We start from the raw sequence: 24071 nt of genomic DNA on the forward strand, positions 1-24071 counted from the left end.
ATCGTCAAATGGGACCGAAAACCCGCATTCTCGATGCCACCATGCTGGTGTTCCGCCGGCACGGCTTTCGCCGCTCCTCGATCGAGCAGGTCGCCGAGGCGGCCGGCCTGACGCGGCAGGCGCTCTATCACCATTTCGAATCCAAGGAAGCGCTGTTCCGCGCGGTGATCGAGCGCGTGCATGAGAGCGCGATCGCGGCCGAGGAGACCGCCGTTGCCGCGACGGAGACGGCGGGCGGCGATCTCGGCGACATCCTCGCCGCGAGCATGACCGCGCGGATGTCGACCATGATCGGGTCGCTGGACGGCTCGCCGCATCTCGAGGAATTGTATTCCGAGCACCTCGTGCACGCGCGCGACCTCTACCAGACCTACGCCGCGCGCTATGCGGAGCGCATGGTCGCGACGATCTCGCGGGTCGTGCGCAAGCAACAGCTCGCGCTGCCGCAGGACCTCTCGCCGGCCGAATTCGCGCGGCTGGTCGAAATGGCGATGTACGCAGCGAAGTCGCAGTATCCGGCGATGCAGCCGTCGGACGCGTTTTTGAAGGACATGGCGATCATGGTGCGGACGCTCTGCGCCGGTGCGCTACCGAAATCCAATCCGAAATCGCAGAAGCCGCCCGTCAAGAAGGCGGCAATCCCCAAAAGGCCGACACGCAGGACAAGCGGAGGACATCCATGAGCACGACGACCGTCAATGGCCGCGTCGAATCCCTGCCCGATGATCCCGATGCGCTCTTGATCGACATCGTGCGCGACCAGCTCAAGCTCACCGGCACCAAGCTCGTGTGCGGCGCCGGCGTCTGCGGCGCCTGCACCGTGCTGGTCGACGGCGCGCCGGTCGCAAGCTGCCTGATGCCGGGGCACGCCGCCGCCGGCAAATTGGTGACGACAGTGGAAGCCATCGGCGCGTCCGGGCTGCATCCGGTGCAGAAGGCGTTCATGGCGCATGACGCCTTGCAATGCGGCTTCTGCACCCCCGGCTTCATCGTGGAAGCGACCGCATTCTGCGACCGCTGGCGCGCCACCAGGGGAACGGCGGTGCCGTCGCGCGAGGAGATCGGCGCGGCGCTGTCGGGCCATCTCTGCCGCTGCGGCGCCTATGACGGGATTTTCCGTGCGGTGGCGGACGCCTGCGCCGGCCGCTTCGACGGCGATCATGTCACGGCACCCCGCATCGAGGCGCGCGACAAGGTGACGGGCGCGGCGAAATACACCGTCGACATCCATCATGACGGCCAGCTCGAAGGCCTGATCCTGCGCTCGCGCGAGGCGCATGCGCGGATCACCACGCTCGATCTCGCGCCGGCGCGCGCGGTCCCCGGCGTTAGTGCGGTGTCGCTGCTCGGCGACGACCGTGTCGTGCGCTATGTCGGCGAGCCGATTGCGGCGGTTGCAGCTCCGGACCGCAAGACGGCGCTGGCCGCGCTGGCCGCGATCAAGCTGACCAGCGAGCGGCTGCCCGCCGTGGTCGGGCTCGACGCCGGACGCAAGGATGATGCGCCCGTGGTGTTCGACAAGGCGAGCCGCAAGCGGGCCGGCAACGTCTCGGAAGCGGCCGGCGGGCCGGCGCCCTGGAAGCAGAACATCCGCGGGCCGACCGCGGTGTTCTCGACCCGCGCCAAGAAGGCCCGCAACTGGGTGGACGAGGCGCGCCAGGCCAGCAACAAGCTACTCGTCGAAGCCACCTTCCGCACCGCCACGCAGCAGCATGCTTGTCTCGAGCCCCACGCCGCAGTGGCGCGCTTCGACGGCGACCGGCTGACCCTGCACGTCTCGACCCAGCAGGTGTTTCACCTGAAGGAGCAGATCGCCAAGCGCTACAAGCTCGATCACGACAAGGTCCGCGTGATCGCCGAGCACGTCGGCGGCGGCTTCGGCTCGAAGGCGAGCCTCGGCACCGAGACGATCGCCGCGATCGAGCTGGCGCGCGCGGCGAAAGCGCCGGTGCGGATCGCCTATGATCGGCAGGAAGAACTCTCGGTCGCCGGCTATCGGCCGGCCGCGGAGTTGAAGGTCGCGCTGCTGCCTTCCGAGCAAGGCGGCCTGAAGGCGCTCTCGGTCACCGCGCATGCCGATACCGGCGCCGCGACCAACTCGACGATCGCGGGCCTGGCGCGGCTGATCTACCCGGCCGAGGCGAAGGATCTTTCGGATTTCGACGTCATCAGCAATTTGCCGCCCGGCGCCGCCTTCCGCGGCCCCGGCGGTCCGCCGATGGCATTCGCCGTGGAGCAATCGATCGACGAGGCCGCGCTGCGGCTCGACGTCGATCCGATCGCCTTGCGCAAGAAGTGGGATCCCGATCCCAACCGGCAGCGGCTCTACGATTGGGCATCCGAGCTCGAGATCTGGCGCAATCGCAAACCGGCGCAGAACGGGCGCTATCGCCGCGGCATCGGGGTCGCGACCGGCTACTGGCTCTATCTGTGGCAGCCCAAGGTGAAGGTCGAGGTCGCGGTCAAGGGCGGCCGCATCGTCGCCAGCACGGCGACGCAGGACATCGGCACCGGCACCCGCAGCGTGCTTGCCGACGCGATCGCGCGCGAGTTCGATCTCGAACCCGGCGAGATCGATGTGCGGATCGGCGATTCCTCGCTGCCGGAAGGTCCCGGCTCCGGCGGCAGCCGCGTCACCGCCTCGGTGATGCCGCCGACATTGCAGGCGGTGCGGAAGCTGAAGGCCGCGATGCTCGAACAGGCGACGCGAAAGCCGGCGCCTGGCTCGAACGCGCCCTGGCGCGAGCTGATCGCGCGCTCGCCCGACATCGCGGTCGTGGAGACGCGCGGCGAGGACGGCAAGAACACCGCGCCCGGCATCCGCTCGCCGCTGCGCGAAGTCGGCCTGATGGGCATGGTGTTCGGCTGGATGATGCGCCGCTTCTCGAACATCGCGGTCGGCGCCGGCGTGCCGAGCTCTGTGCAGGTGATCGAGGTCGAGGTCGACACCTGGCTCGGCCATGTCCGCGTGCTCAACGTGCATACCGGCATCGCGGTCGGCAAGATCGCAGCGCCCGCCCTGGCGCGCAGCCAGGCTTGCGGCGCGGTGATCCAGGGCCTCGGCTATGCGCTCTACGAGGCGCGCGAGCTTGATCCGAAGACCGGCGACGTCCTGACCGCGGGAATGGAGGACTACCGCATCCCGGGGATCGCCGACACGCCGGAGATCGACGTCCATTTCGACGAAGCCGGCTTCGACCATGTGCTCGGCAACAGCGTCGGCATCGGCGAGGCGGCGACGGTGCCGACCTCGGCCGCTGTCGCCAACGCGATCCACAACGCGATCGGCGTCCGCCTTACCGAGATTCCGATCCGGCCCGATCGCATCGTCGCTGCGCTGAAAGGGAGGGATGCCGCATGAGTGTCGCAACTGCAGACGTCATATCCGCGCCCGAATTCCGCGCCGCCGGCACCGATCTGTCGGAGCGCCGCCGCAGCGGCCTGTCGTGCGGCGCGATCATCGATCTCGCCGCCAGTCCCGACACGATCGGTGTTGCGTGGAGCGCGGACGGCTCGGCCCGCATCGGCGCCCTGACCACGATCGCTGCGATCGCATCCGATCCGCGGCTCGCCGAGGCTTACCCCGGCATCGCCGCCGCCGCGCAGGGCCTCGCCACGCCGCAGATCCGGCACATGGCGACGCTCGGCGGCAACCTCGCCCAGCGCTCGCGCTGCTGGTATTTCCGCAATCCGCAGATCGCCTGTCTCAAGAAGGGCGGCGCCGACTGCCCGGCGCGAGCGGGCAACCACCTCTATCACGTCGCGTTCGATCTCGGCCCATGCGTCGCGCCGCATCCGTCGACGATGGCGATGGCGCTGCTCGCCTATGGTGCGACGGTCACCACCGACCGGCGCAGCGGCTTGTCGATCTCCGACCTGCTCGGCGACGGCAGCAACGGCGCGGCGGACAATCTGCTCGCACCGGGTGAACGGATCGAGCGGATCGAGCTTCCCGTCCCGCTGGCCGGCGAGAGCGCGCTGTACAAGCGCGCCATCAGCCGGACGCACGCGGAATGGCCGCTGGTCGAGATCTGCGTGCGGGCGGTGATCTCAGGCGGCGCGTTCCAGCAGGTCCACATCACCGCTGGCGGCATCGCTCCGGTCCCGCTGCGGCTTACCGCGTCCGCGGCGGCGCTGCAGGGCAAGCAGATTAACGCGGCGACCATCGCGCAGGCCGCCGAACTGGCGACCTCGGGAGCCAGGCCACTGCCGATGACCGGATACAAGCTCGAGCTGCTGACGGGCCTGGTGCGCGACGTCGTCGAGCGGATCGTGGCGTAGGATCAAGTGCCCATTCGCGGCCTCGAGGCAACGTCGCGTCTGGAATGCATAGATCCAGGAATTCCTACGCCGGAATGCCGGCTTCACACAGCACGGCGACCATGCGGTCGCCCCATTCGACGCTCCTGGTCGGAAAATTCTGCCGCGCGTAGGAAGCGCGGAAATCGGGCCGCAGTTTGAGCAGGCGGCCGGCGACGACGCGCGCCTCGTCGAGGCGCCCCGAGCCGACTTCGTTCATGATCAACGCGCTGAGCGTGTGCGCGTCTTCGCCGATCACCAGCGCCTTGGCGGCGGCCGCGCGGCCCTGCTCATACTGACCGAGCATGAAATGCGCGAAGCTGATTCCGTTCCACATGGACGCCCGCCCGGGATCGATCGGGCTGAGCTGGAGTCTATGCCCAAAACTCTCGATCGCGCGTGCCGGCTGGACGCACATGAGCGAAATCCAGCCGCGATATCCCCACGCCGCAGCATCATTCGAATTGAGCGAGATCGCCTCTTCGATCATGGTCTCAGCGCGATCGTAGTCGTGGCCGAGATAGGCAAACATGTGAGCCGCGCGCGCCAGCACGAACGGATCGTCGCTGGCCAGCGCGCAGGCGAGTTCGGCGATCCGCAGCGCCTCTGCCAACTCCTCCGCGCCGGGGGGCGTGCCGCGCGCGGTCTGCTTCAGCAGTGACGAATAGGCCAGCATGATCTGAGCGGCCCCATAGTTGGGATCAAGCGCGCAGGCCTTGTTGAACCACTCGCCCAGTTCGGCGTCGCCCCACTTGGAGCGGTCTGCATAGGCCGCAATGCCTCTCAGAAAGAGATCGTAGCTGTCGAGACGGTCGGTCGGCTTGGTTCGGGTTCGTTCGATCTCGCTCTGCTGGATCTTCGGCGCTATGACGCTGACAACATTTGCGGTGACCTGGTCCTGCAGGTCGAACACGTCCTTCAGCTCACCGTCGAACCTGTCTGCCCAGAGATGCGCACCGCTGCCGGCCTCGATCAGTTGCGCGGTGATCCGAACGCGGCCGCTCGACTTACGCACCGAACCTTCGAGCACGTATCGCACACCGAGTTCGCGCCCGACCTGCTTGATGTCGACGGGCTTTCCCTTGTAGGTGAAGCTTGAATTGCGCGCGATCACGAACAACGATCTGAAGCGCGATAGCGCCGTGATGATGTCCTCGACGACGCCGTCGGCAAAGTATTCCTGCTCCGGATCGCCGCTCATATTCTGGAACGGCAGCACCGCGATGGAGGCCTTCTCGGCAAGCGCGGGCGGGGAGGCCGGAGCGGTGAAGGCATGGTTCACGACCTTAGCCGCTGCCGCTGACGAGGCGCCGCCGATGAGAAGCCTCCATGTCCGAATTGGCTCAGCAATATTCTTCAAGACCTGCGACCCCATGTCCTCGAAGGTCGCATCGACCTTGCCGCGAACTTGCCGTTGCACGTCGTCGGAAATGCAAACGCCACCCGGTTCGGCAATCCCCTCCAGGCGCGCTGCGATGTTGACGCCGTCGCCAAAGATATCGTTGTCATCAAAAATGATGTCGCCGACGTGGATTCCGATTCGGAATTCGAGACGCTGTTCCAGCGGCACGGCAGTATTCTGATCGGCCATTCGGCGCTGCGCTTCGACCGCACTGCGCACCGCATCGACGGCGCTAACGAATTCAACGAGTATTCCGTCGCCGGTCGTTTTGACGACGCGGCCGCGATGCGCAGCCAGCGTCGGATCCAGCAACAATCTCCTGACCGATTTCAGCCTGGCCAAGGTGCCTTCCTCGTCGATTCCCATCAGCCGGCTGTAGCCGGCGATATCCGCCGCCAGAACCGCTGCCAGGCGCCGATTCACGGTAGTCAAGGCCTGCTCCCAGACGATGGGTTAGCTTCCGTCGCGGATCAAAGCATGGCCGACGGCCTCCGGGCTAGAGCAAACGTCTGCGAAGTTTGCCGACGCCGGGAATCGTGGCCTTGTCGGCGACGATTTTGAGCCTATCGCCCGGCGGCTTCAGCGCGCCCGGGTCAGCGCCAGCCAGATGCCGCCACCGATCATGAAGCCGCCTGATATGCGCGACATCAGCCGGGTCCGCTCCTTGGAGAAGAACTTGCGGGCGCGGCCGGCCGCCAAGGCGTAGGCGGCATCGGTCAGCACGGCGGTCGCCATGAAGGTGAGGCCCAGCAGCGCCACCTGCGGGACGTGCGGCTTGTCCATATCCATGAACTGCGGGATGAAGGCGCCGAAGAACACCAGCACCTTCGGGTTCGAGAGCAGCACCAGAAAGCCCTGCAGGAAGAAGCCGCCGCGCGGCGGCGGCGGCGTGTCGTCGGTGCTGACGCCCTCGACCGGCGAGCGGATCAGCTTGAAGCCGAGCCAGACCAGATAGGCGGCACCGGCAAAGCGGACCCAGTCGAACCAGTAGCCCATCGTCGCCATCAGCGAGGTCAGCCCGACCGCGACGGTGCCAATCACGATCGCAAGTCCGACCTGTGCGCCCAGCACGTTGGTGAGCGCGGCGCGCGTGCCGTAGCGCAGCCCGTTGGCGATCACCATCGTGACGATCGGACCGGGCAGCAGCGCCAGCGCGATGCAGGCGGCGACGAAGGCAAAATAGGCTTGCAGGGACATGGGGGAGCTCACTGACGGTGAAGCTGAATTATGCACATAGGACGGGCGAAGAGGAAGTGGCTCCTGATCATCTCTGTCATACCCCGCGAAAGCGGGGTATCCAGTACGCTGCGGCCCATCAGCTAAACATCAGCGTCTCTGGAATACTGGGTCACCCGCTTTCGCGGGTGACGACACCATTTTCGCATGCGAGAGACGGGTTCCTCAATGTCCCTCCATTGCCGTAATCATCCATGCTCTGATCTCTCGCGACTCCAGAAACTTCAACGTCGCCCGCTGCACCCCTGCGGCATCTCCCCTGCCCTGGGCCGCGACCGCCATCAGGTCGCAGCGATGCGACACCGCGATCCCGATCGCAGTGTGCTTCTCCTCGGGCATCTCGAGATCATAGACCCTGATCCGCCCCGGCATGTCGGCGACAGCAACGACATCGCCCGCCTTCAGCGGCACAAAGCGCGGGCTGATCATGTCGACGTCGGCAACGCGGTCGACCTCGTCGTCATCGGCGACGCCGCTGTCGCAGTTGCAGAAGCCGAGTTTCGGCCTGAGATAAACCTCGACGTCGCCGCCGCACTCCGCCGTGCCGCAGCGGAAGGCGCGGCCGGCGGGCCAGCCGTCGCGCGGGAACGGCCAGGCGATTTCACGCCACGCGGCCGCGCCCGCCGGCGCCATCTCGTAGCCGGCAACTGCGGAGAGCCCGCCGAGCGCCAGGAACATCGCCGCGATGACCGGCCATGAGCGCATCATCGCGCGCTCGGCAGACCGGCAATGGCGCGCGCCGCGCCGGTCAGTTCGAGAATGTGGAGGCCGGTGTTGGCGCGGTCGACCGCATAGATGTAGCCGCGCTCGTCGGTCTCGACATTGTTGGTCTGGATCGCGACCTTGCAGCGGTCCTTGCCGTCGATCGTGACGCACCGCTTGTCGGTCGCCGCCGTGATGGAGGGAATGAAGTAGCCGACTTCCTTCGGGTGGTAGGGATCGCGGATGTCGAGCGCGCGGACGCCGGCGTTGAAGAAGGCGATAAAGGCCAGCTTCTTGTAGTAGACCGGCGCCATGCTCTCGTTCGACGAATGCGAGCCGAACCGGCCGCCGCGCTCGCAGAACGCGCCGGAGGCTTCGGGCACCGTGTAGCTTGAGATCAGCATCGGCCGCGCCTCGGTGGTGACGTCGGCGAACCACACCATCTGGCGCGCCTCGCCGCATTCGTTCTGGATCGACTCGTCGACGATCATCACGATGTCGCGGCTCTTGCCGTCCTTGTCGTGGGCGAACTCGGCGATCGGCATACCGGGTATCGGAAACACCGTATGCGCGCCGTTCATCGCCGACAGCGGCATCCGCGCGATCTCCGGGAATTTCAGATTGTCCGGCGTCGGCTGCTTCGGTCCGTTCAACAGCTTGTCGCGATCGACGATCTGCAGGAAGCCGCCCTTGTTGGTGCCGTAGCCGAAATAGACGCGATTACCCTGCGGCCCGGTCGAGATCGGCCCGTGCAGTTCGGTCGGCACCGCGCCGGTCGCACCCGGCTCCTGCCCGGGCAGGCCGAAGTCCCTGATCTTCATGGGATGCGCGGGATCGGAGAGATCATAGACCTGCGTCATGCGCCGCGTGCGCCAGTCCGGCGCGCCCGACACCAGGAAGGCGACGCCGGTGCCGCATTCCCAAAAACTCTTGTGCGTGTCCTTCAGCCCGCCGATCCGGGTGACGAGCACCGGATTGGCAGGATCGGCGACGTTCCAGATTTCATGCGCCTCGCTGCCGAAGGTGCGCAGCATGTAGACCGCGTTGCGATCGCCCTTCGGCAGATCCTTGCCGTCGCAGATCCGCACCATCTGCGCCCCGCCCGATTCATATTTGCCTTCCTGTCCGGGAATGTGCCGCAGATATTTCGGATGTGCGGGATCGGTGACGTCGACGATCGAGGTGCCGTTCGGCTCGGCCTTGCCGGTCGTCGGGTTGACGGGATCGGGAATGTCGTCGGTGCCGCCGTGATGGCCGATATAGGCGATCCATTTGTCGCCCTGATGATGAATGGTCGGCTGATAGGCGCTGCGGGCCTGCAAATCGCTGGTTCCAACCAGCCTCATGTTGGAGGCTTCGGGCGGGTCGCCGATCTTCTGCTGGGCGCTCGCACCATTCGCGAACAGGACAAGAAAGAACGTGCAGCAAACTGCCGTAACGCGACCGCCCATGCGCACCACCCAATGTTCCACACCAATCTGCGTTGGCTGCCGCCAAGGCTAGCACGGCGCTGCCGGCCTCCAAACACACGCTCTTGACATGCAACCATTTGGTTGCCTATTATCCGACCCATGGATGAAGTCTTCAAAGCCCTCGCGGATGCCTCACGGCGAACGCTGCTTGACCGGCTTCACGATCAGAACGGGCAGACGCTCGGTGAGCTCTGCGACGGCCTCGACATGACGCGTCAGGCCGTCACCAAGCACCTTGTGATTCTCGAGGAGGCCAACCTCGTCACCACGATCAAGCATGGTCGCGAGAAGCTGCACTATCTCAACCCGGTTCCGATCCATCAGATCGGCGAGCGGTGGATCAGGAAGTTCGAGCGCGGGAAACTCGCCGCGCTGAGCGAGTTGAAAAGACAATTGGAGAAGCGTGATGAGTAAACCGGACTACGTCTACGTCACCTATATCGAGACCACCGCCGACAAGCTGTGGCATGCGCTGACATCGAGCGACTTCACCGAACGCTTCTGGTTCGGCTATCGCGTCAGCTCCGACTGGAAGATCGGCTCCCCCTACCACCTCACCAAGGACGGGCGACGCAGCGTGCAGGGCGAGGTGCTGATCACCGATCCACCGAACAAGCTCGCCTACAGCTGGGATGTGGTGAAGGAAGGCGTCGAGCGCGAGCAGGTCTCGCGCGTGACCTTCGACATCGAACCCCACGGCGGAGTGGTCAAGCTGACCGTGACGCATGATAATCTGGGTCCGAAGACGCTGCGCGACATCTCCGGCGGCTGGCCGATGGTGATCGCAAGCCTGAAGAGCTTCCTCGAGACCGGACGCGAACTGCCGGCCGACCTGCTCACCAGCGGCGCCAGGGAGGCCTACCATGCCTAAGCCCGAATTCGCCTACGTCACCTACATCGAGACCACGCCGGAGAAGCTGTGGGACGCGCTGACCAAGAGCACGTTCACGCGGCAATACTGGTTCGACACCGAGCTGCAATCGGACTGGAAGGTCGGCTCGCCGCTCGCGCTGGTGATGGGCGGCAAGACCACCGACACCGGCGAGATCCTCGAGGCCGACCGGCCGCGACGCCTCGCCTACACCTTCAAGCACTTGCTCGACGAGGACATGCGCAAGGAGCCGGCAACCAAGGTGGTCTTCACGCTCGAAGCCCATGGCAAGATCGTGAAGCTGACCGTGACCCATGAGGGCTTCGGCGCGGGCAGCAAGCTGCTCGACGGCATTTCCAAGGGCTGGCCGGCGATCCTGTCGGGGCTCAAGAGCCTGCTCGAGACCGGCAAGGCGGTCACGATCCCGCCGGCCGCGCTCGGGATCGACGGCTTAGAATGACAATGAAAATCTATCGACGGGTGCGAACGGACATGAACATCGAAAAATTCAAACCGGCGATCGTCTACGCGATCTACATCGCCGCCACGCCCGAGAAGGTGTGGCAGGCTTTGACGACTGCCGAACTCAGCCGGCAGTATTTCTCCGGCAACGCGGTCGAGGTCGATCTGCGGATCGGCGGCGCCTACATCGTGCGGACGCCCGACGGCGCGCTGCACATCTCCGGCGAGGTGATCGAGTGCGATCCCCTGAAGCGGCTGACCGTCACCTTCAACGTCAACTGGCCGCAGCTGGTCGAAAAGCTCGGACCGACGCTCGTCACCTGGGAGATCGAACCGGCCGGCGACGGCGTCAAGCTGACGCTGCTGCAATCGCATGACCGTCCGATCAGCGACGACATCCTGTCGGGCGGCCGCACCGGCTGGCCGGCGATCCTCTCCAGCCTGAAGAGCCTCGTGGAGACCGGCAAGGCCATGGTGATCCCGATGCAGCCGCCAGCGCGCATGATGGCCGCGCTGAAGGAACTGGGAATCCCGATGCCGTAAACATATCCCACCGTCGTCCCGGCGAAAGCCGGACCCATAACCACCACTTTGCGTGTGGGCCTCGCGGGGGCCACAGCGTCGCGCAACAATCTCACCCTGTGGTTATGGGTCCCGGGTCGCGCTGCGCTTGCCCGGGACGACGACGGAGAAAACTACCCCAGCGCCCTCAACTCGCGCCGCAGCACCTTGCCCGTCGCCGTCATCGGCAGGCTGTCGGCGAACTGCACGAAGCGCGGATATTCGTGGGCGGCGAGCTGGACCTTGACGAACTCCTGGATCTCGCGCGCCAGGGCATCGCCCGGCGCGTAGCCCGGCCGCAGCACGATCCAGGCCTTGATCGATTCGGTGCGGATCGGATCGGGGATGCCGACCACCGCCGACATCGCGACCGCCGGATGCTTCATCAGCGTGTGCTCGATCTCGGACGGGCCGACCCGATAGCCGGCCGTGGTGATGACGTCGTCCTCGCGGCTGACGTACCAGAAATAGCCGTCCTCATCCTGCACGCCGAGATCGCCGGTCAGCAGGAATTCGCCGGCATATTTCTTCGCGGTCGCCTCCGGATTGCGCCAGTACCCGATCATGGTGCAGGGGCACGGCTGGCGCACGCCGATGATGCCGCGCTGGCCCCGCGGCAGCTCCTCGCCCTTCTCGTTGACGATGCGGACGTCGAAGCCCGGCGTGGCGCGGCCCATCGAGCCGGGACGGATCGGAAACAGGTTGGAATTGCTGCCGATCACGAGATTGCATTCGGTCTGCCCGAACACCTCATGGGCATCGATGCCGAAGGTGTCGCGCACCCAATCCAGCAATTCGCCGCCGAGCGACTCGCCGCCGGTGAAGATGCTGCGCAGCCTGACGCCGGAATTCTTCACATCGGCCTGCCGCATCAGCTTCAGCGCGGTCGGCGGCAGGAACACGTTGCGGATGCCGAGCTCGGCCATCATCTGCATCGCCGCCTGCGGCTCGAACTTGCGGGCGCGGTGCCCGACCATCGGAATGCCGTGGTACCAGAACGCGAACAGGCCGTTGATCAGGCCGCCGATCCAGGCCCAGTCGGCCGGCGTCCACATCAGGTCGCCGGGCTTGGGGAGGAAGTTGTGGCACATCTCGACATTGGGCAGATGGCCGAGCACGACGCGATGCGCATGCAGCGCGCCCTTCGGGTTGCCCGTGGTGCCTGACGTGTAGATGATCAGCGCGGGATCGTCGGCCGAGGTGTCGACGGTCGCGAACTCAGGCGACGCCGACTTGATCGCGCTCCAGAACGGTTTCGTCCCCGCCGGCGTCTTTTCGCCGACGATATAGACGCTCTTCAACTCGGGCAGGCGATCGCGAATTTTCGTGATCTTCTCCCAACCTGCTTCATCGGTGATCACGGCCTTGGCCGCGGAGTTCGACAGGCGGAATTCGAGCGCGTCCTCGCCGAACAGCGCGAACAGCGGGATTGAGATCATCGCGGCGCGAAACGCCGCGAGATGCGCGACCGGCAGTTCGAGCGATTGCGACAGGAACACCGCGACACGGTCGCCGCGCACCAGGCCGTCGGCGGTCAGCACATTGGCGAAGCGGCGCGAGGCGTCCGCCACCTCGTCAAACGAGGTTCGCGTGGTGCCGCCATCCTCGTCGACATAGACCAGCGCGAGCCGCCCGGTGCCGTCGGCATGGCGGTCGCAGCACGCGGTCGCCATGTTGAAGCGCGCGGGAACGTCCCAGCGGAAGTTGCGATAGAGCTCGTCGTAGGTTTTGGCTTCCTGAAGCATGGCCGCAGATTAGAGCCTTTTCCGTTCCGATGGAATCGGCACGGGCTCCAGATTCTCGTTTTGACGCGTTTTCTTCACGCCAACCGGTATCCACCTCGCTCGAAACGCTCTGGAGCCGTCAGAACACAAACCCTCCCGTCAGGCGGCCGCCCGCTCCATTGCGACCTCGGCCTTGAGGCTATCGAGGTCGCGATAGATCGATGCGACCGCGAGCACGCGCCCGGCGCGCTTGTAGCGCAGCACGCAATCCCTGCCGACGACGCTGCCATCCACCGCGATCTCGTCCCACTGCTCGGCATGGCCGACATAGTTGATCGGCACGTCGTAATGCTGGCTCCAGAAGAACGGCACCGCGTCGAACACCTCGCGCTGCCCGAGCATATTCCGCGCGGCGGTCTGGCCCTGGCGCTCCGCCACCACCCAGTGCTCGACCCGGATCGTCTCGCCGCTGTGCGGATCAGGCCAGCGCGCGATATCGCCGGCCGCGTAGATGCCGGGAGCGCTGGTTTCGAGATAGGCGTCGACCTTCACGCCGCGATCGATCGCGAGCCCGGCCGCTTCCGCCAGCGCCAGCCGCGGCTTCACGCCGACACCGACCACGACGAGATCGGCATCGAGCACGGGCCCGCTCTTCAGGTGTGCACGCTTGGCCTCGATCGCGGTCACGGTGTCGCCGAGGTGGAATACGACGCCATGCTCTTCGTGCAGCGCGCGGACGAAATCGCCCATCTCAGGCCCGAGCACGCGCTCCATCGGCCGCTGTTCCAGCCCGACCACGTGCACCTCGATCTGGCGCGCGCGCAGCGAGGCCGCCACCTCGAGGCCGATGAAGCTTGCACCGATCACAACCGCGCGGCGCGCTCCGCTGGCCGCGGCGATGATCGCCCGACAATCGTCGACCGTGCGCAACACATGAGCGTGGGGCTGGTCCACGCCCGGGATCGGCAGCCGCAGCGGCTCCGCGCCGGTCGCCAACAGCAGCCGGTCATACGGAATCGTTTCGCCGCCGGCGAGCACGACATTGCGGCGGCCGGCGTCGATCGACTTGACCTCGGTCCTGAGTCTCAGATCGATCGCCGCGTCACGATAGAAATCGTCCGGCTTCAGCGGCAGCCAGTCTTCCGGCGCGCTGCCGGCGAGGAAATCCTTGGACAGGTTCGGCCGATCCACCGGCGGCGTGGCCTCGCCGCTCAGCATGATGATGCTGCCGCGATAGTCCTGCCGCCGCAGCATCTCGGCGGCGGCAAACCCTGCCCCGCCGCCGCCGACAATCACGATGCTGCCGGGCGCATCCACCGGACCCTTGACGCGGAATTTCGGCTGCGCGCGCTTCTCGCGCACGATGATGCGATCGCCCTCGCGCTCGACCTTCCAGACCGCGAGCGCGTTGAAGGCGGGCGCGGCGGTCGCTTCGCCGGTGCGAATATCGAAACAGGCATGATGCCAGGGGCAATGGACGGTCTCGCCCTCAAGAAGGCCTTCGGCGAGCGGGCCGTGGTAATGGCTGCAATGCGCGTCGATGGCGAAGATGTCCGCGCCCGAACGCACCAGCAGCACGTCCTCGTCGCCGACATGGCCGAGCAGCATCGCGCCCGGGAAGTCGGAGAGTGCCACGCCCTGTGTCAGATCCGGACCGGAAGGAGCTTGCTGATCGGCCATATCGTTCCTCCATTGCCCTGTGACGCTCTAAACCGCTATCCCGAGGAATTCCTGGCGGGTTAGCGCATTGTCGCGAAAGCAACCCAGCATGCGGCTGGTCACGAGATCGGTGTCCGGCTTGTGCACGCCACGGGTCGTCATGCAGTGATGCGACGCCTTGATGATGACGCCCACGCCCTGAGGCCTCAAGACGTCGTTGATGGTGTTGGCGATCTGCGCCGTCATCTTCTCCTGAATCTGCAAACGCCTGGCATAGATGTCGACCACCCGCGCGAGCTTGCTGATGCCGACCACGCGGCCGTTCGGGATGTAGGCAACCCAGGCCTGACCGATGATCGGCGCCATGTGATGCTCGCAATGGCTCTCGAAACGGATGCCCCGCAGGGCAATCATTTCGTCGTAGCCTTCGATCTCCTCGAAGGTCTTTTCCAGGATCTCCGCGGGACGCTGGTCGTAACCTGCAAAGAACTCCTCGAACGAACGCGTCACGCGCGCCGGAGTTTCAAGCAAACCATCCCGCTCGGGATCGTCACCGGTCCAGCGGATGATGGTGCGGACTGCGGCCTCGACTTCGGCCCGGGTCGGCTTGTCGGATTCGGTTTGAGCAGCTCTTGCACGATCCAGCGCATGCACAATCGGGTTCATCGGGGCCTTTCCTTTGCGGCGTCATCACGAGATCATGCCCGTCAGATGCTCCGTCAGCAGAAAGGTTCCCGCAATTCGGCCCGCGGCACATTGCGCCGCAAGCCACCCGGGACGAACGGCTAGCCCGTCAGCGCCGCCTTGACGAGGCCGCTGGCCTTGCCGAAATCCATCTGGCCGGCGTATTTCGCCTTCAGCGCGCCGATCACCTTGCCCATGTCCTTGATGCCGGCTGCGTTGGTCTCGGCGATGATCGCCGAGATCGCGGCCTTCACGTCGTCATCGGACATCTGCTTCGGCAGGTACGCCGAGATCACGGCGATCTCCTCGCGCTCCTGGGCCGCGAGCTCGGCGCGGCCGCCCTTGTCGTAGAGCTCGACCGACTCCTGGCGCTGCTTGATCATCTTCTGCAGCAGGCCGAGCAGGTCGGCATCGGAGAGTGGCGGCTTGCCCTGCCCGCGCGCGTCGATGTCGGCGTTCTTGATGGTCGAATTAACCATGCGCAGCGTGGAGAGCTTGCGCTCGTCCTTCGCCTTCATCGCTTCCTTGACCGCAGTATTGATGTCGTCGCGCAGCATTTCGTTGTCCTTGAACCAGCAATCCCCTCATCTAGGCAGTTTGCACCGGCAGAACAACCTAGTTCCTCAGCCATTCGACCAGCGCATCGGCGCAGGCTCGTGGTTGTTCCAGCTGCGGCAGGTGACCGCAATTGGCGAGCACCACGAGCCTGGCGCCGGGAATGCCGTTGGCCATCTCGTCCGACAGCGAATTCGGAACGGTGTTGTCGGTATCCGACGTCAGCACCAGTGTCGGGCACTTGATCCAGGCCATGCTCGGCCGCGAATCCGGCCGGCTGAGCACCGCGTTCTGCTGGCGGATGAAGGCCTCGGCGCCGACGTCCTCGCTCATGTCGTCGACGATCTGGCGCAAACTTGCATCGCCCTGCCGCGACGGGTGCACGAAGCCCGGAAACAGCTCGTCGACCACGCTGCGATATTGGCCGCTTTTGGCACGCTCGATCATGCCGCGGCGGCGTGCGGTCGCTTCCGGCGTGTCGGCCCGCGCCTGGGTGCTCATCAGCGCCAGCTTCGCAACCCGCTCCGGCGCCTGCCGCATGATCTCGAAGGCGATGTAGCCGCCCATCGAGTGCCCGGCGAGCGCAAAGCGCGGCGGCGCCTCGGCCAGGATCCGGCGGGCGATCGCCCCCATATTGTCGTCCCTGACATGGTTGGCCACCGTCACCGGCCCGCATCGCCACAGCGCCGGGATGACCGGGGCGAAAATCCGCGGCGAGCAGATGAGGCCCGGGACGAGCAGGATCGGCATCGTATTATCCATGCGGGAGCTCCGGACGGGTCATTTTCGGCAAGCAAACGGCCGTTACAAGGAACTTTAGATTAAAAGGCCGTTCCGGCCTGTCAAATCGGCGGACATTGCCGTGTGAATCCGCGCCCTTTCGCTTTGACGCCGCAGGGTGCGGCGACTATTTAAAGGGCTCATGACAACCCCCGAAAACGCTCCCGCCTGGCCGGACCACAAACCGACCGCGCTCCTTGTGCTCGCCGATGGTACCGTGCTGGAAGGCTTCGGTCTCGGCGCGGAAGGCCACGCCGTCGGCGAGGTCTGCTTCAACACCGCGATGACCGGCTATGAGGAGATCCTCACCGATCCGTCCTATGCCGGCCAGATCATCACCTTCACCTTCCCGCATATCGGCAATGTCGGTACCAACGAGGAAGACATCGAGACGGTGAACATGGCCGCGACGCCCGGCGCGCGCGGCGTGATCCTGCGCTCGGCGATCACGGATCCCTCGAATTACCGCGCCACCCGCCATCTCGACCTGTGGTTGAAGGCGCGCGGCATCATCGGCCTCTCCGGCATCGACACCCGCGCGCTGACCGCGCTGATCCGCTCCAAGGGCATGCCCAATGCGGTGATCGCGCACGCCAGGAACGGCGAGTTCGACCTACACGGCCTGAAGGAAGAGGCCCGCGAATGGCCTGGCCTCGAGGGCATGGACCTGGTGCCGATGGTCACCTCGGGCCAGCGCTTCACCTGGGATGAGACGCCCTGGGTGTGGGGCAACGGTTTCGGCCAGCAGACCGCGCCGGAATTCAACGTGGTCGCGATCGACTACGGCATCAAGCGCAACATCCTGCGCCTGCTCGCCGGCGTCGGCGCCAAGGTGACCGTGGTGCCGGCGACGACCGCGGCCGAGGACATCCTGGCGATGAAGCCGGACGGCGTGTTCCTGTCGAACGGCCCCGGCGATCCCGCCGCGACCGGCAAATATGCCGTGCCCGTCATCCAGAAGGTGATCGCTTCGGGGACGCCGACCTTCGGCATCTGCCTCGGCCATCAGATGCTTGGCCTTGCCGTCGGGGCCAAGACCATGAAGATGCATCAGGGCCATCACGGCGCCAACCATCCGGTCAAGGACGAGACCACCGGCAAGGTCGAGATCACCTCGATGAACCACGGCTTTGCCGTGGACCAGGCGACGTTGCCGAAAGGCGCGACCCAGACCCATATCTCGCTGTTCGACGGATCCAATTGCGGCATCGCGCTCGAGGGCAAGCCGGTATTTTCGGTGCAGTACCACCCGGAAGCCTCGCCCGGCCCGCGCGACTCGCATTACCTGTTCCAGCGCTTTGCCGATTTGATGCGGAAGAACAAGCGCGCGGCCTGAACGCATTCGTCATTGCGAGGAGCAAAGCGACGAAGCAATCCATCTATCCCCGCGCGGAGCGATGGATTGCTTCGCTCCGCTCGCAATGACGGAGATTTTTCCCGATGACCGCCCCCGCCACCCGGAAGCCCGTCTACGGCGTCTCCTCGATGGCGGTGATGGCCTCGATGCCGGGGCTCGACTTCGTGCGCGGCATCTTCGCCCGAACCCTGCCGGAGCCTCCGATCATGGAGAATGTCGAGCCGTTCGACTGCTCCGCCGAGACCGGCCATGTGGTGATCCATAGCGTTCCGGGCCTGCGCCACTACAACCCGATCGGCTCGGTGCATGGCGGCTACGCCGCGATCCTGCTGGATTCCGCGATGGGGCTTGCGGTGCAGACCACGCTGCCGCAGGGCTTTGGTTACACCACGCTGGAGTTCAAGATCTCCTTCGTCCGCGGCATGAGCCAGGACACCGGCAAAATCCGCACCGAGGGCCACGTGCTCAACGCCGGGCGCCGAGTTGCGACCGCGGAAGCGCGGATTACCGACGACAAGGGCAAGCTGCTCGCGCATGCCACCACGACCTGCCTGGTGTTCGAGCTGCCCAAGACGACCTGAAGGCAATCGCGTCTTGGCGCCAGATCTTGGCGCCAGATCTTGGCGCCAGATCTTGGCGCATTGGAGCCATGACGAAGCGCGCTGGATCGCGGCCTGCGCTCTGTGATTGAGTTTCCCTGTCCGAGATCAGGCAAACATGATCCGGCCTGGAAAGGGAACGCCGATGATTTCAGCCCATTCAGACATGACCATCCGCGACATCCGCGTGACGATGCTGCGGCTGCCCTGGGCCGACGATCCCTGGCTGAAAGGCGCGGCGCTCGGCGCGACGCGCGACATTCTGATCTGCGACGTCGAGACGTCCGGCGGTGTCACCGGCATGGGCTGTCTGTTCGTGTTCAAGCCGGCGATGAAGTCGATCGCGGCCTGTCTCGACGAGTGCATCATCCCGCGCGTCATCGGCAAGGACGCCACCGCGATCGAGGCGATCTGGCGCGATCTGTGGACGGCGACGATGACCTATGGCCGTGGCGGCATCGCCGCGATGGCGATGTCGGCGCTCGACATCGCGCTGTGGGACGCGGTGGGGAAACGCGCCGGCCTGCCGCTGCACCGGCTGTGGGGGCACTATCGCTCGGAAATCCCGATCTATGGTTCCGGCTGCTTCCGCGGCGCCGGCGGCGACGGAATGATCGAGAAAGCGCTGCATTTCGTGAAGCAGGGCTACAAGGCGATCAAGATGCAGGTCGCGCATGTTCACACGCCCGCGCAGGACCTCGACAATGTGCGCCGCATGCGCGAGGCGCTCGGGCCCGACATCGACATCATGATCGACGTCAACATGGGCTGGAGCGCCGATGTCGCCATCGAGATGGGACGCAAGTTCGAGAAGTACGACATCTACTGGCTCGAGGAGCCGGTGCCGGCCGATGACTTCGCCGGCTACCAGCGCATCGCGGCGGCGCTGGACATGCGCGTCGTCGGCGGCGAGACGCATTTCACGCGCTACGATCTGCGGCCGTTCTTTCTCAATCCCTGCCTGCCGATCCTGCAACCCGACCCGATGCGCGGCGGCATGACCGACCTGCGCAAGATCGCGGCGCTCGCGGACACGTTCGGCATCACCATCGCGCCGCATCTGTTTCCCGAGCTCAACGTGCACCTCTTGGCTTCGATTCCGAACGGCATCTGGTGCGAGAACATGGCGCTGATCGACGATCTCTGGGTCGACCCGCCCGAGATCGCCAACGGCATGGTCACCGCGCCGGAGCGACCCGGGCACGGGCTCAGGTTCAAGGAAGACGTGTTGAAGTTCAAGATCTAGCTGGAACGGTTTGCGGACCGACGGTTTGTTGGTCTGGAGTCCACGGCACCTCGCAACGCTGGAGAGCCGCCATGTCGGTCGTCCGTACCGATATCGAACCCCTGACCATCGTCTTCCAGGACGACGGCCTGGTGCCAAACAACCCGATGCCGTTCCTGGTCTACAAGGCCACGGTCGACGTCAGCAAAAATCCCGAGGCCACGATCGAGCAGCTGTTCGGCAAGAACGGCTGGGGCGCGATGTGGCGCAACGGCGTCTACGACTTCGCGCATTACCACGCCACCGTGCACGAGGTGCTGGGCGTCGCGCGCGGCCGCGCGCGCGTGCAGTTTGGCGGCGACCACGGGCGGGCGCTGGAGATCGTAGCAGGCGACGTCGCGATCCTGCCGGCCGGCACCGGGCATCAATGCCTGTCGGCGAGCGACGATTTCTGCGTGGTCGGCGCCTATCCGCCGGGCCCGCCGATGGATCTGCAGCGGCCGACGCCCGAGAACCGCGCCAGGGCGCTGAAGACGATCCCGCTGGTCGCGCCCCCCGCGACCGATCCGGTGATGGGCAAGGACGGGCCGCTGGTGCGGCTGTGGAAGCGCTAGGATTCAAGATTCTCGAACGGGCTGTGCTTCGTTCTCCCCCTTGGGGAAGGTGACGGGATACAGGCAACCTAAATTGATTATCGGAATTACGTAGCCCAATCGTTCTGCGTGCGGCTCTTTTTGCGCGCTCAACGGATTCCCGAAACTATGCGGGCAGAGAATGCCCGTGGGGCCGCTGACGATTCGGCATGTCGCCATATTGAGCGCTACTCGCTCCCGCTTCCTGCCCGTGCTAGAGTGCCACGCGTGGAGGTAGTGCAGCCCTTTTCAACGTTAAGCCTGCCGGCATCACTTTTCAAAGAACCTTGATTTAAGTCAGCATCGCTGCGGCGATTTATGCCGCCAATGACACCTTAAGGCACGCGATTCATCTGCGGGAGTGACAGAGCTTCCGCGTCCGCTGCTGCTTTTTTGCATGAGCAATGGAGGTCATACACATCACCTGACGGCATCAGATGCTCCGCGCTTCCCAAGCAACCGCAACACATATCAGAAGAGGAGAATTCGACATGTTTCGAGGAATTCTGACGCTGACATTGTCTCTATGCATCGGCGCGGCTGCCGCGCCTGCAGCGCTGGCTCAGACGGCCCCGGCAATCAACGAGCAGGAGGCGCACGCGATCGCGGTGGACGCCTATATTTACTTCTACCCGCTCCTGACGATGGACATCACGCGAAAGCAATTCACCAACGTCGAGCCCGGCAAAGAGAACTTCAAGGGCCCGATGAACACCTTCGTCAACATCCCCGAATACCCACCGGCGAATTTCAAGGGCGTGGTGCGGTCCAACTTCGATACGCTCTATTCCGTTTCATGGCTGGACATGACCAAGGAGCCGGTTGTCGTCTCCGTTCCCGATACCGATGGACGCTTCTATTTGCTGCCCATGCTGGACATGTGGTCGGATGTGTTCGCCTCGCCCGGCTGGCGCACCACGGGTACCAAAGCGGGGACCTTTCTGGTGACGGCCCCGGGATGGCGGCCTGATCTGCGCGACAGGTTTGCGGAGGAGTTCAAGCTTCCGAAGGATACCCAGCGCATCGACGCGCCGACGCCTTACGTCTGGGTCATCGGCCGCACCAAGACGGACGGCCCGCCGGACTATGATGCGGTCCACAAGATCCAGGCCGGCTACAAGGTCACGCTGCTGTCCGAGTTCGGCAAGACGCCGAAGCCGACCGCGGTCAGGATCGATCCCGACATCGACATGAAGACGGCGCCGAAGGTGCAGGTCGATACCATGTCGGCCGGTGTCTACTTTGCGCAAGCCGCAGAGCTACTCAAGCTTCACCCGCCGCACATCACCGATGAGCCGATCATCGCGCAGATGAAGAAGATAGGCATCGAGCCTGGCAAGAGCTTTGAAATCAGCAAGCTCGACCCGGTCCTGCAACGGGCTCTGGAGACAGCGCCGCAGGACGGGCAGAAGCTGATGGCGTGGAAGGTGCCGACGCTGGCGCGCGTTGTGAATGGCTGGTCGATGAACACCGACACGATGGGCGTTTACGGCAACTACTATTTGAAGCGTGCTATTGTCGCGCAGGTCGGGCTTGGCGCCAACCTGCCGGAGGACGCCATTTATCCGCTCAATCTCGCCGACAGTACCGGCAAACCGCTCGACGGCGCTAACAAGTATACGATCACGTTCGACAAGGGCGCCACCCCGCCGGTCAATGCCTTCTGGTCGATCACGCTCTACGACCAGGAAGGATTCCAGGTCGGTAACGTGCTGAACCGCTTCGCTGTGTCCAGCTGGATGCCGTTCAAATACAACCCGGACGGCTCGCTCGATCTCTACTTCCAGAACGAGAATCCAGGCAAGGACAAGGAAGCCAACTGGCTTCCGGCGCCGAAGGGAGCCTTCAACCTGACCATGCGCCTCTACGGTCCGAAATCGGAGGCGCTGACCGGAAAGTGGAATCCTCCGCCGATCGAGAGATCGCAGACGATGGTGGGTCTCTCGGCTCAGTAAGCTTCAACCGCACTGACCGCTGCCGAGCGGCCAGACAGCGACCCTGGCAAAGCAATCCGGAGCAAAACAGCTCTGGATTGCTTCCTCGCGGGTGCGGGCGCGCAGCTTACGCCGCGTTGCTGCCTTCCTGGCGGCTTGCCTCGAACAGGAACCAGGTGCGGCGCTCGGTTTCGTCGATGAAGGTTTCGAGCAGGCCCGCGGTGCCGGAGTCCTCCTGGTCGTCGGCCAGCTTGTGTGCCTTGCGCATCGCGGCCGCCATGTGCTTGTTGTCTTCCATCAACTCGCGCAGCATTTCGCGAGGCGGCACATAATCGTCGTCATTGTCCTTGATGGTCTGATGCTTGGCGATATCGCCGATCGACTTCAGCGTCGCGCCGCCAAGCTTGCGCACCCGCTCGGCGAGCTGATCGGTGGTCGCGAAGATCGCCTCGGACTGCTCGTCCAGCAACAAATGGTAATCATGAAAATGCCGGCCGCTGACGTGCCAATGGAAATTCTTGGTCTTCAAATAGAGCGCGAAGGCGTCAGCCAGAAGCGTGTTGAGCGAGGCCGAGATCGTGTCCACCGCAGCCTGCGGCAGGTCGCTCGGCGTGTCGAGATCGGGCGAGATCTTGTCAGTCTTGGCTTTGCTCACGTTGGACCTTCCTGTTAGGAACCCGTATTTCGGCGCATTGAACATTGGCCGCCGGACCGCTAACGCATCATCAGCCCACCCGTTCCTGAGGCTAGGAACCCCGTTCTGCCGGATACCAAACGCGATGGATGAATGGATCGATTATTACGATTCCACGCATACGATCTATGCGAGCCGACTGCACCGTGACCTGCATTTCCAGATCATCGCAAACGACATCATCGGCTACATCGCTTCGCCGGATGCCGTGGTGCTCGATTATGCCTGCGGCGAGGCGCTGTCGGCGGCGAAGGTCGCCAATGCCTGCGCCCAGCTCTATCTGGCGGAGCCGGCGCCCGGCGTACGCGGCCGTCTGGTCGCGCGCTTTGCGCCCGACACCCGAATCCGTGTCCGCTCGCTCGATGATCTGAAGCACATGGACGCGGACTCGATCGACCTCGTGGTGATGAACTCAGTCGCGCAATACATGACGCCGCGGGAGCTCGATTCCGCGTTCGACGTGATCCACCGCGTGCTGAAGCCCTCCGGCCGGTTCGTGCTCGGTGATATCCTGCGGCCCGAAGTCGGCATGGCGAGGGATGTCGTGGCACTGCTGCGCTTTGCGGCGACCCACGGCTTCCTCCGCGATGCGCTGGTCGGGCTGGCTTCAACCGCACTGTCCGACTACCGCCAGCTGCGCACCAGGATCGGACTGCAGCGCTACCGCGAGGACGAGATGATCGCGAAGCTCGGCGCCGCGGGGTTCAGCGCTGCGCGCGCGCCGCGCAACATCGGGCACAATCCGTGGCGGATGACGTTCGTGGCGCACCACTGATCCAGGGTTGCACGACGCGTTAACGTTACCCAGAAGGAAACATAGCGGCGGCTGAAATAATCAGCAATGATCCGCTCGGCCCGGTGGCGGAAGCGTCGACGCGGCAGTGGTGCAACACTGTTTATCCTGGTTCAAATCCAGGCCGGGCCTCCAGCCTTCGCTGCTGACGCAGCTTCGGCTCGGCAGGCCTTCTCGTGGCGAAGGCCGCCGCGGCGTTGCCCGCAGGGCGAAGCCGGGCCGGTAGCCCCCTCCCACATCCCTCGCCCAGCCGGCCATACGTCGAACGAGGAATTTCCCCCAGAATCGCGGTTGATGGGGCGCTTTTGGGGGTTTCGCGGGTGCGGAAACTGGTCTAAAGACCACCCGCGCGCGAAGGATCGCGCTTCCGGCGCTACAAGATGTAGCGCATGGCTCGAGGGACGCGCGGGAAGCGCGCCCTTTTTTTGTG

23 protein-coding genes, 1 tRNA gene and 1 pseudogene are annotated in these 24071 nt (G+C 64.9%); 14 read left to right on the forward strand and 11 right to left on the reverse strand.

From position 1 onward, the window contains the following. The first annotated feature begins 8 nt into the window (after positions 1–8). The 3 genes from IF803_RS20310 to IF803_RS20320 are packed head-to-tail and all read left to right on the forward strand — an operon-like array spanning position 9 to position 4281. Positions 9–683: a TetR/AcrR family transcriptional regulator gene (locus IF803_RS20310; RefSeq protein WP_461193231.1), complete on the forward strand. Its 675-nt coding sequence runs from the start codon at positions 9–11 to the stop codon at positions 681–683. Further along, positions 680–3361, forward strand: a complete 2682-nt coding sequence (locus IF803_RS20315; protein WP_461193232.1) for a molybdopterin-dependent oxidoreductase — start codon at positions 680–682, stop codon at positions 3359–3361. The genes IF803_RS20310 and IF803_RS20315 overlap by 4 nt, the downstream gene beginning before the upstream one ends. Continuing rightward, positions 3358–4281, forward strand: a complete 924-nt coding sequence (locus IF803_RS20320) for an FAD binding domain-containing protein (RefSeq protein ID WP_461193233.1) — start codon at positions 3358–3360, stop codon at positions 4279–4281. The genes IF803_RS20315 and IF803_RS20320 overlap by 4 nt, the downstream gene beginning before the upstream one ends. A gap of 64 nt (positions 4282–4345) precedes the next feature. On the opposite strand, the gene IF803_RS20325 is transcribed toward IF803_RS20320, so the two are convergent. The 5 genes and pseudogenes from IF803_RS20325 to IF803_RS20345 all read right to left on the reverse strand — a co-directional run bounded on the left by IF803_RS20325 (position 4346) and on the right by IF803_RS20345 (position 9090). Next, positions 4346–5581 (reverse strand): tetratricopeptide repeat protein, encoded by a 1236-nt coding sequence (locus tag IF803_RS20325; protein ID WP_461193257.1) that lies wholly within the window; start codon positions 5579–5581, stop codon positions 4346–4348. A gap of 132 nt (positions 5582–5713) precedes the next feature. After that, positions 5714–6067: pseudogene (locus IF803_RS20330) on the reverse strand (adenylate/guanylate cyclase domain-containing protein); the annotation flags it as partial. A gap of 213 nt (positions 6068–6280) precedes the next feature. Beyond that, entirely contained in the window at positions 6281–6898 is a 618-nt protein-coding gene (locus IF803_RS20335; protein ID WP_028333127.1) for a LysE family translocator, read from the reverse strand. A gap of 204 nt (positions 6899–7102) precedes the next feature. Continuing rightward, on the reverse strand, positions 7103–7645 hold the full coding sequence (locus tag IF803_RS20340) for a hypothetical protein (protein ID WP_461193234.1): 543 nt from the start codon (positions 7643–7645) through the stop codon (positions 7103–7105). Continuing rightward, the gene (locus IF803_RS20345) at positions 7642–9090 is read right to left on the reverse strand and encodes an LVIVD repeat-containing protein (RefSeq protein ID WP_461193235.1); all 1449 of its coding nucleotides are present in this window, start codon (positions 9088–9090) and stop codon (positions 7642–7644) included. The genes IF803_RS20340 and IF803_RS20345 overlap by 4 nt, the downstream gene beginning before the upstream one ends. 120 nt (positions 9091–9210) lie before the next feature. Between IF803_RS20345 and IF803_RS20350 the strand changes: the two genes are divergently transcribed. The 4 genes from IF803_RS20350 to IF803_RS20365 are packed head-to-tail and all read left to right on the forward strand — an operon-like array spanning position 9211 to position 10987. Beyond that, complete coding sequence (locus tag IF803_RS20350) at positions 9211–9525, forward strand: ArsR/SmtB family transcription factor (protein WP_028343393.1); 315 nt, start codon at positions 9211–9213, stop codon at positions 9523–9525. Further along, on the forward strand, positions 9518–9982 hold the full coding sequence (locus IF803_RS20355; RefSeq protein WP_461193236.1) for an SRPBCC family protein: 465 nt from the start codon (positions 9518–9520) through the stop codon (positions 9980–9982). The genes IF803_RS20350 and IF803_RS20355 overlap by 8 nt, the downstream gene beginning before the upstream one ends. Further along, positions 9975–10442 carry an SRPBCC family protein gene (locus IF803_RS20360; protein ID WP_461193237.1) on the forward strand — a complete coding sequence of 156 codons (468 nt, stop codon included), beginning with the start codon at positions 9975–9977 and terminating at the stop codon, positions 10440–10442. Before IF803_RS20355 ends, IF803_RS20360 begins: the two co-directional genes overlap by 8 nt. 32 nt (positions 10443–10474) lie before the next feature. Further along, positions 10475–10987: an SRPBCC family protein gene (locus IF803_RS20365; RefSeq protein WP_461193238.1), complete on the forward strand. Its 513-nt coding sequence runs from the start codon at positions 10475–10477 to the stop codon at positions 10985–10987. Positions 10988–11139: 152 nt separating this feature from the next. Here IF803_RS20365 and IF803_RS20370 read toward each other — a convergent pair whose 3' ends face one another. From IF803_RS20370 to IF803_RS20390, 5 genes are all read right to left on the reverse strand, one after another. Next, positions 11140–12750, reverse strand: a complete 1611-nt coding sequence (locus tag IF803_RS20370) for an acyl-CoA synthetase (protein ID WP_461193239.1) — start codon at positions 12748–12750, stop codon at positions 11140–11142. A gap of 138 nt (positions 12751–12888) precedes the next feature. Continuing rightward, positions 12889–14409 (reverse strand): FAD-dependent oxidoreductase, encoded by a 1521-nt coding sequence (locus IF803_RS20375; protein ID WP_461193240.1) that lies wholly within the window; start codon positions 14407–14409, stop codon positions 12889–12891. Between the two features lie 27 nt (positions 14410–14436). After that, positions 14437–15054, reverse strand: coding sequence for a GTP cyclohydrolase I FolE (folE, locus tag IF803_RS20380; protein ID WP_028344076.1), 618 nt, complete (start codon positions 15052–15054; stop codon positions 14437–14439). 119 nt (positions 15055–15173) lie between these two features. Next, positions 15174–15629 (reverse strand): GatB/YqeY domain-containing protein, encoded by a 456-nt coding sequence (locus IF803_RS20385; protein WP_028344077.1) that lies wholly within the window; start codon positions 15627–15629, stop codon positions 15174–15176. Positions 15630–15687: 58 nt separating this feature from the next. Beyond that, on the reverse strand, positions 15688–16389 hold the full coding sequence (locus tag IF803_RS20390; RefSeq protein WP_461193241.1) for an alpha/beta fold hydrolase: 702 nt from the start codon (positions 16387–16389) through the stop codon (positions 15688–15690). Between the two features lie 160 nt (positions 16390–16549). Here IF803_RS20390 and carA point away from each other — a divergent pair, with 160 nt between their 5' ends. The 5 genes from carA to IF803_RS20415 all read left to right on the forward strand — a co-directional run bounded on the left by carA (position 16550) and on the right by IF803_RS20415 (position 22175). Beyond that, complete coding sequence (gene carA / locus IF803_RS20395; protein ID WP_137482233.1) at positions 16550–17743, forward strand: glutamine-hydrolyzing carbamoyl-phosphate synthase small subunit; 1194 nt, start codon at positions 16550–16552, stop codon at positions 17741–17743. Positions 17744–17847: 104 nt separating this feature from the next. Next, on the forward strand, positions 17848–18345 hold the full coding sequence (locus tag IF803_RS20400) for a PaaI family thioesterase (RefSeq protein WP_461193242.1): 498 nt from the start codon (positions 17848–17850) through the stop codon (positions 18343–18345). Between the two features lie 163 nt (positions 18346–18508). Then, complete coding sequence (locus tag IF803_RS20405; protein ID WP_461193243.1) at positions 18509–19609, forward strand: mandelate racemase/muconate lactonizing enzyme family protein; 1101 nt, start codon at positions 18509–18511, stop codon at positions 19607–19609. A gap of 71 nt (positions 19610–19680) precedes the next feature. Next, a complete protein-coding gene (locus tag IF803_RS20410) occupies positions 19681–20202 on the forward strand; it encodes a hypothetical protein (RefSeq protein ID WP_461193244.1) in 522 nt (173 codons plus the stop codon). A gap of 509 nt (positions 20203–20711) precedes the next feature. Continuing rightward, entirely contained in the window at positions 20712–22175 is a 1464-nt protein-coding gene (locus tag IF803_RS20415; RefSeq protein ID WP_461193245.1) for a DUF1254 domain-containing protein, read from the forward strand. 106 nt (positions 22176–22281) lie between these two features. Here the strand turns inward: IF803_RS20415 and IF803_RS20420 are convergent, their stop codons facing one another. After that, complete coding sequence (locus IF803_RS20420; protein WP_057017033.1) at positions 22282–22809, reverse strand: Dps family protein; 528 nt, start codon at positions 22807–22809, stop codon at positions 22282–22284. Between the two features lie 124 nt (positions 22810–22933). On the opposite strand from IF803_RS20420, the gene IF803_RS20425 reads away from it, so the two are divergent. Then, positions 22934–23623: a class I SAM-dependent methyltransferase gene (locus IF803_RS20425; protein WP_461193246.1), complete on the forward strand. Its 690-nt coding sequence runs from the start codon at positions 22934–22936 to the stop codon at positions 23621–23623. Between the two features lie 77 nt (positions 23624–23700). Next, positions 23701–23776 (forward strand) — tRNA-OTHER (locus tag IF803_RS20430). Positions 23777–24071 lie beyond the last annotated feature (295 nt).

It is taken from the genome of Bradyrhizobium sp. UFLA06-06 (genome assembly GCF_054820065.1).